The following is an 11701-nucleotide window of genomic DNA, read 5'->3' as shown; positions in this document are numbered from 1 at the left end:
CGTGTTCGGCAGCTATTCGAAATAGCCGCCGCAAGACACGATGCAGCTGCGCCATGTGCTGGTACAACCGCTGTAATCGGGGCTCGGGTCGATACACGTCCCGCCGCCGGGATTGTTGACGATCTGGCAGCGCTGCTTATCCGAATCCTTGACCCAGGGCGAGCAGCGCTGCTCGACGTGGTCCTGCCGTGCCTGACAGCTGCCCTGCGAAGCTTGCGCTGAAGCTTGGGCCGTGTTGTTGCAGCTATAGCGCTGCTGGTCGCATTGTTCAGCGCACATGGCGCCAGCCGCCGAGGTCGGGCGATGGACCTGCGGTGCCCAGCAACCTGCCAGCAGCAACAGCATTGATGCCAGCAGCAGCGGATTCCAGAACCTTTTTTGCTGCCTCATGGTCACCTCCTTGTATCCGTAATCCGGGGTTACACCCAGTCAGTGATCCCTTCGCGCCGATAGGCTTCCTGGAAGGCCGGGCGTGCCTTCATGCGATCAGCGTAGGCCTTGAGCACCGGCCAGTCATCCGTGGGCCGCGGCATGTTGCGCGACCAGCGCATCAGCATGGTCAACACGAAATCGGCAGCCGATAGCTGTTCGCCCAGCAGGTATGGCCCCTGTGCCTGCAGGTGATCGGCCACCTGCTGCCAGGCGTGTTCCAGCGTGGCGCGCGCGGATGCCATCACCTTGTCGACGTTGTCGGCGCCGGCCGGTTCGTCCGGATAGAACCAGCCGCGGTACGCCGGCATGAGCGTGTAGGCGCAGAAGAACATCCAGCGGTAGTACGCGGCGCGCGCCTGCGTGCCGATGGCCGGGGCGAGATTGGCCCGCGGGTACAGGTCCGCCAGATGCATGGCGATGGCAGCCGACTCGGTCAGCACCTGCCCGTCCAGGACCAGCGTCGGCACCCTGCCCTGCGGATTGAGCTTGAGATACTCGGCGGTTTTCTGTTCGCCCTTGTCGAAGTCCAGCGCGTGCAGCGTGTGCGGCACATCCAGTTCGATCAGCAGCCAATGGACTACCAGGGAGGCGGTGCTGGGCGAGTAATACAACGCGTTGGTCATGGGGATCTCGGTGATCATCAGCTGGGAAAAGAAACGGTCAGTCGCCCACCATGCGACCACCGCAATCCAGCACGCAGTCGCGGTAGGAGGTCTTGCACGAAGCGGCGGATGGCTTGGGGTCCGGACCACCGCCAAGCGTCGCCGGCGCATTGCGCACGGGCGTGCCATCGCAGGCCGCACGCAACAGATCGCATTGGCGCGCGCAGGCCTGGCCAGCGGGCGTGGCCGGCCTGAGCAGCGACGCCGGTGCGCGCCTGTCATCGCCGGTGGCGCAGGCGCCGAGCAACAGCGCCAACAGCACGCAGAAGGTCATGCGTCCTTTCATCAAAGCCTCCTGTTACAAACAGAACAGGGCCGGAGTATGCACGCCGGCCCTGTCGTGATGCACGGTTGTGGCCGCGCGCTTACGCCGGCTCGACCACCACCGGGATCTTGCCGATCTTGGCCTGCCACTTGCGCGGGCCGGTCTTGTGCACGGACTCACCACTCGAATCGACCGCAACGGTCACCGGCATGTCCTTGACCTCGAATTCGTAGATCGCCTCCATGCCCAGGTCTTCGAACGCCAGCACGCGGGCAGCCTTGATCGCCTTGGACACCAGGTACGCCGAACCGCCGACGGCCATCAGGTAGACCGACTGGTGCTTCTTGATCGCCTCGATCGCGGCCGGGCCGCGCTCGGCCTTGCCGACCATGCCCAGCAGGCCGGTCTGTTCCAGGATTTGATCGGTGAACTTGTCCATGCGCGTGGCCGTGGTCGGGCCGGCCGGGCCGACGACCTCATCGCGCACCGGATCGACGGGTCCGACGTAGTAGATGAAGCGGCCTTTCAGATCCACCGGCAGCGTCTCGCCGCGGTTGAGCATCTCGACCATGCGCTTGTGCGCGGCATCGCGGCCGGTCAGCAGCTTGCCGTTGAGCAGCAGCACTTCGCCGGGCTTGAAGCTGACGACCTCTTCCGGTGTGATCGTGCCCAGGTCGACACGGCGCGCGCCCTGCGGGTTGTAGGTCAGCTTGGGCCAGTCTTCCAGCGACGGCGGCTCCAGCATCACCGCACCACTGCCATCCAGGGTGAAGTGCGCGTGGCGCGTGGCGGCGCAGTTGGGGATCAGCGCGATCGGCAGGTTGGCCGCGTGGGTCGGGAAATCCTTGACCTTGATGTCCAGCACCGTGGTCAGGCCGCCCAGGCCCTGCGCACCGATGCCCAGCGCGTTGACCTTTTCGTACAACTCCAGGCGCAGCTCTTCGGCACGATTGGAAGCGCCGCGGGCCTGCAGGTCGACGATGTCGATCGGCTCCATCAGCGCTTCCTTGGCCAGCAGCATGGCCTTCTCGGCGGTGCCGCCGATGCCGATGCCGAGCATGCCCGGCGGGCACCAGCCCGCACCCATGGTCGGCACGGTCTTGAGCACCCAGTCGACGATGGAATCGGACGGGTTGAGCATGGCGAACTTGGATTTGGCTTCCGAACCACCGCCCTTGGCCGCCACGATCACATCGACCGTGTTGCCCGGCACGATCTTGACGTTGACCACGCCCGGCGTGTTGTCCTTGGTATTGGTGCGCTTACCGGCCGGGTCGGCCAGCACGCTGGCGCGCAGCTTGTTGTCCGGATAGGCGTAGGCGCGGCGCACGCCTTCGTTGACCATGTCCTCGACACCCATGGTGGCGTCGTCCCAGCGCACGCTCATGCCCACTTCCAGGAACACGGTGACGATGCCGGTGTCCTGGCAGATCGGACGATGGCCTTCGGCGCACATGCGCGAGTTGATCAGGATCTGGGCGATGGCATCCTTGGCCGCCGGCGACTCCTCGCGCTCATAGGCCGCGGAGAGGTTCTTGATGTAGTCGACCGGGTGGTAATAGCTGATGTACTGCAGCGCGTCGGCGACGGACTGGATCAGGTCTTCCTGCTTGATGGACACAGGCGCGGTGGACACGGGTACGGCGGCGTTGGTGTGGAGGTTCACGGCTGGCTCGACGCTGGCGGGGAGAAGATATCCCGTCATTTTAGTCGAAAGCGGGCCGACGGCCCCGATTCCGCGACGCAATCGCGTCAGCGCGCCGGGCCGCCCAGCGCGCCGGATTCGATCGCCAGGAGCGCCAGCAGCACCGCCAGCAGCGACACGGCCTGCAGCACGAAGGCGATCCGTGCGGGCCAGCCGTTGGCCACGTAGCCGCAGACGACCAGGCAGGCAATCGGCATCGCGCCAAACAGCAGCAATGCCCACTTATCGGGCGTGCCGACTGCCGGCACCAATGGCCCGATCAGGCCAATGCCGAACAACAACAGCGCGAGGGCGTTGAAGAACAGGGGCAGCAGCAGCTTCATCCTGGCGCATTGTGCATGCCGCACCCTGCCCACGCACATGCCGGAAGGGCCACTGCAGATGTCACCTGGACAAGGGCCAACCCGTGCAACGCGGCATCTTTCCAGCGGACGCCAACACGGGAACAGGATGGCGCTAGGCTTCGCCCTTCCCTTCCTCCAGGCTCGCGCCATGTCCCTGTCCCTTCATCAAATCGCCATCCCCACCCTGCTTCGCGGCCTGCGTCAGCTGGGGCACGTGCTGGAGATCGGCGCACGCCACGCCGCCGAACACGGCATCGACCCGGCCACGCTGGTGCAGGCCCGACTGGCACCGGACATGCTGCCGTTGTCCGCACAGATCCAGCGTGCCAGCGACACTGCCAAGGGGACCGGCGAGCGGCTGTCCGGCGTGCCCTCGCCCAGGCTGGCCGACACTGAAACCACCTTCGACGAACTGCAGGCGCGCCTTGCCGCCACTGTGAGCTACCTAGCGTCTTTGACCCCGGAACAGGTCGATGCCGGCAGCGAACGTGAGATCACCCTGAAGTTCGGCAAGCTCGGGACCCGTTTCAACGGCGCCGACTACCTGCTGCAGTTCGGCCTGCCCAACTTCCATTTCCACGTGGCCACCGCCTACGACATCCTGCGTAACCAGGGCGCGCCGCTGGGCAAACTGGACTACCTCGGCGCCATTGGAACGCCGATCAGCGAGTAACGCACGCGAGTTCCTTCCGACGATTCAAGGCAAGGTGCGTACCGATACGCGCCTTGTTCGATTGACGCGATCACACCGCTGGCGTTTTGCCCGTGCCCTGGCACAGCGTCATCATGTGCGGCTTCATTGCATCGAACCTCGCACCATGAAAGAACACCTCCCCCTGTGGATGCATGACTGGCTGGGTGTCATCGTACCCGGCGCACAGATCCTGCTGGTCCTGCTGGCCACGCGCCTGCTGCAGATGTTGGCGCGACGCCTGATCCATCGCGGCGTCGAGCGTTACGACATGCCGCCGGAGCTGGCGATGGGCCTGCGTCGCGCGGTCAACACGCTGTTGCTGGTGGCCGCCACGCTGGTGGTGCTGCAGCAGCTTGGCGTGTCGGCGGGCGTGCTGTGGGGCGCCTTCACCGGCTTTGCGACCGTGGGCGCGGTGGCGTTCTTCGCCGCGTGGAGTGTGCTGTCGAACATCTTCTGCACCTTCCTGATCTTCATCACCCGGCCATTCCGCCTTTACGAAATGATCGAGCTGCTGGAGAACGGCGAGAAGCCGGGCCTCAAGGGCAAGGTGATGGACATCAACCTGCTCTACACCACGCTGCAGGAGCCGGAGTCGGGCGAAGGCGGCCAGGCCACCTCGATCCAGGTGCCGAATAGCTGGTTCTTCCAGCGTGGCATCCGTCGCTGGCGCGGGGCGCACACACTGAACCACTAAGCAGCCGGTTCAACGCAGCTGGCTGTCCTTGCTGCCACGCCGATTGATGCCCGATGCTCCGCCAGCCTGGCTTTGGTCATGCGCGCTCTGGCAGGCCACGCACAAATGCACGCCAGGCACGGCCTTGCGCCGCGCTTCGGGGATCGGTGCATCGCATTCTTCGCAATTGAGCAGGCTCGGGCCGGTCGGCAACTGACTGCGGGCGCGCTGGATCGCGTCCTTCACCGTCGCATCGATCTGGTCCTGCACTGCGCCCTCGTTGGCCCATCCGGTCGCCATGGCTGCCTCCGGTCATCGGCGGTTGGTCATTCGATGACCAAGACCATACGCCGCCAGGCATGAATCCGCCGCAATGCCAATCCCACACCGGGGAATCCGCCACGGCGCGGGTTTCGCTAGCATGCGCGTTCCACCGCCGCCGATTCGCCGCATGCCCGCTGCCATCGAAGAACGCCAGGCCCCAGGCGCGCTCGACCTACCTACCATCGCAGCGCAGGGCAAGCCGCTGGTGCTGCGCGGCCTGTGCGCGGACTGGCCGCTGGTGCAGGCCGCGCGCCAATCGGATTCAGCCTTCGCCAAGGCACTTGCCGCCCACGACAACGGCACGCCGGTCGACACCTTGTTGATGCCACCAGAAGCCGGCGGACGCGTGGGCTACAACGCCGCGATGGACGGCTTCAACTACCAGCACTTCAAGGTGTCGGTCACCGACGTGCTCATGCGCCTGGCGCAGTACAGCCGCACCCTGGAACCGACGCCAGGCGTGGCGCTGCAGAGCGCAGCCATCGCCGCCTGCCTGCCCGCCTTGCTGGAAACGCATGCGATCCCCGGCCTGCCGCCCGCCGTGCCGCCGCGCCTGTGGCTGGGCAACCAGGTCACCACGCCGACCCATTTCGATGCCTTCCACAACATCGCCGTGGTGGCCTGCGGACAACGCCGGTTCACGCTGTTCCCGCCCGAGCAGGTCGGCAATCTCTATATCGGCCCGCTGGACTTCGCACCCACCGGCGCTGCGATCAGCCTCGCGCCGCTGGATGGGTCCGACGACCCGCGATTCCCGCGCCTGCAGCAGGCGCTGGAACACGGATTGGAAGCAGTCCTGGAACCCGGCGATGCGCTCTACCTGCCGCCGCTGTGGTGGCACCACGTCAGCTCGCTCGGCCCGCTCAACGCCCTGGTCAATTACTGGTGGCAACCACGGATGGCCGATGGCCGGCCGCCTTCACCCGGCATCGCCGCACTGCTGCACGCGCGCCTGGCCTTTGCAGGCCTGCCGGCAGCGGAGCGCGCCGCCTGGCACGCCCTGATGGCGCACTATGTCTTCGCCGATGAAGACCCCGCCGCGCACCTGCCCGCCGAACGTCGCGGCGTGCTCGGCGCCCTGGATGCCGACGCCATCGCCGCTCTCAAGCGCCGCATCGCGCAGTCGCTCTGATGCCGTGCTGATGCCTTCACCCTGAATACCCCCATCAACCGGAGCCTTTCGCCATGGACCAGACCGTCCACCCGTTTTCCGAACTGTTCGCACAACTGGGGCTTGCCTCCGATGAAGCCAGCATCCGCGCCTTCATCATCGAACACGCCCCGTTGCCCGACGCGATGCGCCTGGAAGAAGCGCCGTTCTGGTCCGATGCCCAGGCACAGCTCCTGCGCGAAGAACGGATCGACGATGCCGACTGGGCCGAGGTCGTGGATCAGCTGAACCTGGCGCTGCACGCCACGCCCGGCAGCTGAGCCCGGGTCAGCGCGCCAGCGCGGCCTGCACGGCTTTTTCGGCCAGCGGCTGCATGACCGCATAGCCAGCCGCACCCGGATGCACGCCGTCAGCCGAAACCTGTTTCGACAAGCCGCCCTGGCCGTTGTCCAGCGCGGCGTAGTAGTCCAGGTACACCGCGCCGTTGGCCTTGGCGTACTGGCGAATCCAGGCGTTGAGCGCGCGAATCTTCGGCGCTGGCTCCAGCCCGGGCTTCCACGGGTAATCGCTGGCCGGAAGCACCGAAGCCAGGACGACCTTGATGCCGCTGGCCTTGGCCAGCTGCGCCATCGAGGCCAGGTTGTCCTGGATCATCTCCGGCGTGGCCGGGCCGGTGTTGCCGGCGATGTCATTGGTGCCGGCCAGGATCACCACCACCGCGGGCTTGAGATCGATCACGTCCTGGCGGAAGCGCACCAGCATCTGCGCGGTGGTCTGCCCGGAAATGCCACGATTGACGTAGGGCTGGCCTGGGAAAAACGTCTCGCTGCCGGTCCTGCCCCAGCCCTCGGTGATCGAGTCGCCAAAGAACACCACGCGCTGGGTTCCGGCTGCCGCAGGCGGTAACGCCGCGTTTTCGGCCCGGTAGCGCGCCAGCTGCGGCCAATCGGCCAGCTGCTTCTGCATGGCCTGTGCCTGCTCTGGCGTTGGTGCGGGCTGTTGTGCCGATGCCGGCGTTGTTGTGCAGATCACGGTACCCAGCACAGTCAGAAAAATGGAACGGCGGAAAGACAGACGCTGCATCGCGCGACTCCTGGCTTGAAGACCGCCGCAGTCTAGCCGCGGCGGCGTCAGCGGTCCGCGATTACGCGCCCGGTTACTTCTTTGCATCGGCCGCCTTCTTGTCTGCCACGGCCTTGCGTTCCGCGGCGTCCTTCTGCGCAGCAGCAAAGCGTGGCTCTTCGCGCAGCAGCTTGGACTGCGGGTCCAGCGTGTACAGCTCGCCGGCCGGCAGGTCGACATGGCCACGACCATCGGCCATCGGCACGGTGACCGTCTTGCCGTCATTGCCGCCGATGCGCACCTCCACCGGCACCGGGAAGGCGATCGCGTCCGGCGTCTTCCAGCGCAGCGCCAGGCCGGTGGCATCGCGCTCGGCCAGCAGCTCCGGCAGCGCGGCGCGATACAGGTACACATCGAAGAACCAGCCGTAATCCTTGCCGGTCACGTCCTTGATGATGGCGATGTAGTCCTTGGTCGATACGTAACGCGGTTGGAAATGGCCCGGCAGCGGCGTGTCAGTGCCGTAGACCGCCAGGCGGATGCTCTTGAGGAACGCCTCGTCGCCGATCAGGCCACGCAGCATATGCAGCATCAGCGAGCCCTTGTAGTAGATGTCCAGGCCCGGGCCATGCTCGCGGTTGTAGACCGATTCCTCGGTCTGCGGTCTGCCACTGACGATGGGATATTTGTTGGTCAGCGCCGCGCGCTGGTCCAGCAGTGCGGCGTGGTAGTCCATCTCGCCACGCAGGTATTGCAGGTACATCGGCTGCATGTAGCTGCCGAAGCCCTCGTGCAGCCACATGTCGTCCCAGTCCGTGTTGGTCAGCTGGTTGCCGAACCATTCGTGCGAGAACTCGTGCTGCATCAACCAGTCGTAGCCGTACTTGTCCTTCTTGTAGTCATTGCCATAGGCATTGATGGTCTGGTGCTCCATGCCCAGGTACGGTGTTTCGACGATGCCCACCTTCTCGTCACCGAACGGATACGGCCCGATCTCGCGCTCGAAGAAATCCAGCATCTTGGGCAACTCGTCGAACAGATCCCTGGCCTGCGCCTCCTTGCCCTTCAGATGCCAGTACGCCAGCGGAATCGTATTGCCGAAGCGACTCTTGTACGTGCCACTCAGCTCTTCATACGGGCCCACGTTGATGGCCACCGCGTAGGTATCCGGGTTCTTCGCGCGCCAGTGGTAGGTGCGCCAGCCATCACGCTCCTGCATGTCCACGAACACGCCATTGCCCGGCGCCACCAGCGGCGACGGCACGGTGATGTGTTCGTCCACCAGCAGCGGCTCGCCCTGCGGATGGTCGATGCACGGCCACAGCAGGTCGCAGCCTTCGCCCTGGATCGCCGAGGCCGCCCACGGCTCGCCGGTCGGCGCGGTCAACCAGACGAAACCGCCATCCCACGGCGCGCGCGTGGCCACATGCGGCTTGCCGGCATAGACCACCCGGATCTTGACCTGCTGCTGCGCGGCCACCGCCTTGGGCAGGCTGATGCGCATGCGGCCTTCCGGATTGCTCCAGGCCTTGGCGGACAGCGCGACGCCATCGGCCTCGACCCGGCTGACCTGGTACTCGCGATCAAGGTCCAGCACCACCGCGCGCAGCGGCTTGAGGGTCTTGAAGGTCAAGGTGGCGTCACCTTCGATGCGCTGTTCGGCCGGGATCACCTTGAAGCCCAGATCCGCATGTTCGAACACCACCGCCAGCTGCTCCGGCGCGCGCGGCAATCCGGTTTCCCGGGTCATCGCACTCAGTTCGAGCTGTTCGGCCCGGGCGTATGGCGCCAGGGCGAACGTGCCCAGGGCAAGGGTGGCAAGGGCGGAACGGGCATGGCGCATGGCTGGACAACCGGGTTCGGACAAAACAGCGCACAGGGTGCCAGCGATCCGGCCAGCCGACATGCGCCTGAAGTCACGCCTGCGCGGAGACCGTCATCGAAATCCGATTTGTCGCACCCTGGCTGCGCCCACCGTCACCGCGAAGCCGGCTGCGAGTCCCTGGCGAGGGTTGCCGGCCAGTTGGCCGTCCCGGCGCCGATTGATGCCGGGGTGAAGCTCAGTCTTCCTCGGCCGCCGCTTCGCGACCCTGCTGGCGGATCAGCGCTTCGAAGCGGGCTTCGTTGATCGCATCGCGCACGCTGTCCAGGTCGGCGCTGGATTCGTCTGGGGTGAACTGACCGGTCAGCGGACTGTCCGGCAGCAGGTCGCCAGCTTCGAACAGCGCCCACATCTCCTCGCCATACCAGGTGTCCAGCAGCTCTGGCGCCCAGCGGCCCAGGCTGGCGGTGAGGTTGTTGACGTCGCGCAGCAGCATCCGGCGGGCGGAATTGTTGCCACCAGCGCTGACCACCTGCGGGAAGTCGATCACCACCGGGCCATCCGGGCCGACCAGCACGTTGTACTCGGACAGGTCGCCGTGGATCAGGCCGCAGCACAGCATGCGCACGACCTGGCGGACCAGCACAGCGTGGAATTCGCGCGCCTGCCCGGCTTCCAGTTCGACCTCGCCCAGGCGCGGCGCGGAAAAGCCTTCGGCATCGGTGACCAATTCCATCACCAGCACGCCGTGGTAATAGCCGAACGGCTCGGGCACGCGCACGCCGGCATCGCGCAGCTGGTAGAGCGCGTCGACCTCGGTGTTCTTCCAGGCCACCTCGGCCTGCTTGCGGCCGTATTTGGTGGCCTTGCCCATGGCGCGGGCCTCGCGGCTGCCGCGGACCTTGCGGCCTTCCTGGTACTGCACGCGCTGCTGGAAGCTGCGTTGGGCCATGTCCTTGTAGACCTTCGCGCAACGTACTTCGTCCCCGCTGCGCACCACGTAGACGGCCGCTTCCTTGCCGCTCTTCAAAGGCCTCAACACTTCATCGATGACGCCATCGTCGATCAGCGCCTGCAGTCCATTGGGGGTCTTCATGGGGTCCTGTGTACTGGGCAGCCGGCACCAACACCGCGCTGCGTGGGGACGGTTAGTGTCGCATCCTTTTGCCTGCACAGAACTGACAGCCCGGTCCCGGGACAGGCCTTCGCCATGCCACTGGAGTGCAGCGCCACGTACGGATCAACCATACCGGACGGTCACCTCCAAGCGTCTTGCACTGCGCCGCGCCACGGCAATAATGGCGCCCGCCGCACCACGCGGCCAAGGACGACAAGGCCGCCACTTAATGCACCCCATCAGCACCATGGAAGTCTTCCTGATCGCCATGGCGATCATCTTCTGCGTTCCCTTCCTGATCTGGCGGCTGGGCCGCACCGATTACTTCGCACCGCTGGTGGTGGTGCAGATCATCACCGGCATCCTGCTGGGCCCGGGCATCCTGGGTGCGGCGCTGCCGGGCTATTACCACTTCGTCTTCACCCCGCCGGTCGTGCAGATCCTCAACGGGCTGGGTGCCTGGGCGGTGATGCTGTTCGTGCTGATTGCCGGGATCGAGCTGGACCTGAGCAAGGCCTGGGCGAACCGGCGCGAAAGCGGCATCACCGCCGGCCTGGCGCTGGGCGTGCCGCTGGTCTTCGGCGGGCTGGCGGCAATCGGCATGCTGCGCTTCCCCGGATGGATCGGCCTGAGCGGCCAGCCGTGGCAGTTCGTGGTCGGCGTGGGCATGGCCTGCGCAGTGACCGCGCTGCCCATCCTGATCCTGCTGATGGAGAAGCTCGACATCCTGCGCCAGCCCATCGGCCAGCGGATCCTGCGCTATGCCAGCCTGGACGACATCGCCATCTGGGGCGTGCTGGCGCTGGTGCTGGTGGACTGGGAGCGGATCGGCCGCCAGGCCGGGTTCCTGGTCGCCTTCGCCGTGGCCTGCGTGTTGTTCCGCAAGTTGATGCGCGCGATCCCCGAACGCGACCGCTGGTACGTGATGCTGATCTGGCTGGCGGTGTGCGCGTTCGGCGCGGACTGGTCCGGCCTGCACTACATGGTCGGCGCGTTCCTGGCTGGCGTGGTGATCGACGCGGACTGGTTCGACCAGGCCGACATGGACCGCCTGCGCCACAATGTGCTGCTGGTGATCATGCCGGTGTTCTTCCTCAGTACAGGCCTGCGCACCGAGTGGAACGTCGGCGGCGCGACCGTCTTCGTCGCCGCGCTGGTGCTGCTGGTGGCAGCGGTGGCCGGCAAGCTGGCCGGCATCCACCTGGCTGGGCGCATCCTGAAATGGAAGCCCGGCGAGGCCACGCTGATCGGCTGGCTGCTGCAGACCAAGGCGCTGATCATGATCATCTTCGCCAACATCCTGCTGGACAAGGCGATCATCACCAATGCCACCTTCACCGCGCTGCTGCTGATGGCGGTGATGAGCACGATGCTGGCGATCCCGATGGCGACCCCACGCCTGCGACGGCTGGAACGCGGCTGAGCATCCCGGGCGCTTCCGGCGTGGCCGCCTTCGAACGCCGCCCCGTCGGAACGTCAGCGCCGATGAT

The 11701-nt window shown here is 66.0% G+C and carries 13 protein-coding genes and 1 pseudogene; 5 read left to right on the top strand and 9 right to left on the bottom strand.

From position 1 onward, the window contains the following. Positions 1–12 precede the first annotated feature (12 nt). The 5 genes from O8I58_RS01855 to O8I58_RS01835 all read right to left on the bottom strand — a co-directional run bounded on the left by O8I58_RS01855 (position 13) and on the right by O8I58_RS01835 (position 3387). Entirely contained in the window at positions 13–390 is a 378-nt protein-coding gene (locus O8I58_RS01855) for a hypothetical protein (protein WP_298320185.1), read from the bottom strand. A gap of 29 nt (positions 391–419) precedes the next feature. After that, the gene (locus O8I58_RS01850) at positions 420–1055 is read right to left on the bottom strand and encodes a glutathione S-transferase family protein (protein WP_298320184.1); all 636 of its coding nucleotides are present in this window, start codon (positions 1053–1055) and stop codon (positions 420–422) included. A gap of 37 nt (positions 1056–1092) precedes the next feature. Continuing rightward, positions 1093–1380 carry a hypothetical protein gene (locus O8I58_RS01845; RefSeq protein ID WP_298320182.1) on the bottom strand — a complete coding sequence of 96 codons (288 nt, stop codon included), beginning with the start codon at positions 1378–1380 and terminating at the stop codon, positions 1093–1095. A gap of 79 nt (positions 1381–1459) precedes the next feature. Continuing rightward, complete coding sequence (locus O8I58_RS01840) at positions 1460–2980, bottom strand: fumarate hydratase (protein ID WP_298322644.1); 1521 nt, start codon at positions 2978–2980, stop codon at positions 1460–1462. 131 nt (positions 2981–3111) lie between these two features. After that, complete coding sequence (locus O8I58_RS01835) at positions 3112–3387, bottom strand: hypothetical protein (protein WP_298320179.1); 276 nt, start codon at positions 3385–3387, stop codon at positions 3112–3114. 169 nt (positions 3388–3556) lie between these two features. On the opposite strand from O8I58_RS01835, the gene O8I58_RS01830 reads away from it, so the two are divergent. Together O8I58_RS01830 and O8I58_RS01825 are read left to right on the top strand one after the other, a co-directional pair. Then, positions 3557–4081 (top strand): DUF1993 domain-containing protein, encoded by a 525-nt coding sequence (locus O8I58_RS01830; protein ID WP_298320178.1) that lies wholly within the window; start codon positions 3557–3559, stop codon positions 4079–4081. A 145-nt stretch (positions 4082–4226) separates the two neighbouring features. Beyond that, positions 4227–4796, top strand: coding sequence for a mechanosensitive ion channel family protein (locus tag O8I58_RS01825; protein ID WP_298320176.1), 570 nt, complete (start codon positions 4227–4229; stop codon positions 4794–4796). A gap of 9 nt (positions 4797–4805) precedes the next feature. On the opposite strand, the gene O8I58_RS01820 is transcribed toward O8I58_RS01825, so the two are convergent. Continuing rightward, the gene (locus tag O8I58_RS01820) at positions 4806–5075 is read right to left on the bottom strand and encodes a DksA/TraR family C4-type zinc finger protein (protein ID WP_298320175.1); all 270 of its coding nucleotides are present in this window, start codon (positions 5073–5075) and stop codon (positions 4806–4808) included. A gap of 151 nt (positions 5076–5226) precedes the next feature. Here O8I58_RS01820 and O8I58_RS01815 point away from each other — a divergent pair, with 151 nt between their 5' ends. Together O8I58_RS01815 and O8I58_RS01810 are read left to right on the top strand one after the other, a co-directional pair. Continuing rightward, positions 5227–6231 (top strand): cupin-like domain-containing protein, encoded by a 1005-nt coding sequence (locus O8I58_RS01815; RefSeq protein ID WP_298320174.1) that lies wholly within the window; start codon positions 5227–5229, stop codon positions 6229–6231. Between the two features lie 53 nt (positions 6232–6284). Next, positions 6285–6530 (top strand): DUF2789 domain-containing protein, encoded by a 246-nt coding sequence (locus O8I58_RS01810; protein WP_298320172.1) that lies wholly within the window; start codon positions 6285–6287, stop codon positions 6528–6530. A gap of 7 nt (positions 6531–6537) precedes the next feature. Here the strand turns inward: O8I58_RS01810 and O8I58_RS01805 are convergent. The 3 genes and pseudogenes from O8I58_RS01805 to O8I58_RS01795 form a co-directional block, all read right to left on the bottom strand. Continuing rightward, positions 6538–7194 (bottom strand): annotated as a pseudogene (locus O8I58_RS01805) (SGNH/GDSL hydrolase family protein); the annotation flags it as partial. Positions 7195–7366: 172 nt separating this feature from the next. Beyond that, a complete protein-coding gene (locus O8I58_RS01800) occupies positions 7367–9115 on the bottom strand; it encodes a M1 family metallopeptidase (RefSeq protein WP_298320170.1) in 1749 nt (582 codons plus the stop codon). Positions 9116–9332: 217 nt separating this feature from the next. After that, a complete protein-coding gene (locus tag O8I58_RS01795) occupies positions 9333–10190 on the bottom strand; it encodes a PA4780 family RIO1-like protein kinase (protein WP_298320168.1) in 858 nt (285 codons plus the stop codon). Between the two features lie 250 nt (positions 10191–10440). Between O8I58_RS01795 and O8I58_RS01790 the strand changes: the two genes are divergently transcribed. Beyond that, complete coding sequence (locus O8I58_RS01790) at positions 10441–11634, top strand: cation:proton antiporter (protein WP_298320166.1); 1194 nt, start codon at positions 10441–10443, stop codon at positions 11632–11634. Positions 11635–11701 lie beyond the last annotated feature (67 nt).

It is taken from the genome of Pseudoxanthomonas sp. (assembly GCF_027498035.1).
Taxonomy (GTDB): Bacteria; Pseudomonadota; Gammaproteobacteria; order Xanthomonadales; family Xanthomonadaceae; genus Pseudoxanthomonas_A.
The sequence above is the reverse complement of the archived record's forward strand: the minus strand, read 5'-3'. Positions and strand labels throughout refer to the sequence as shown.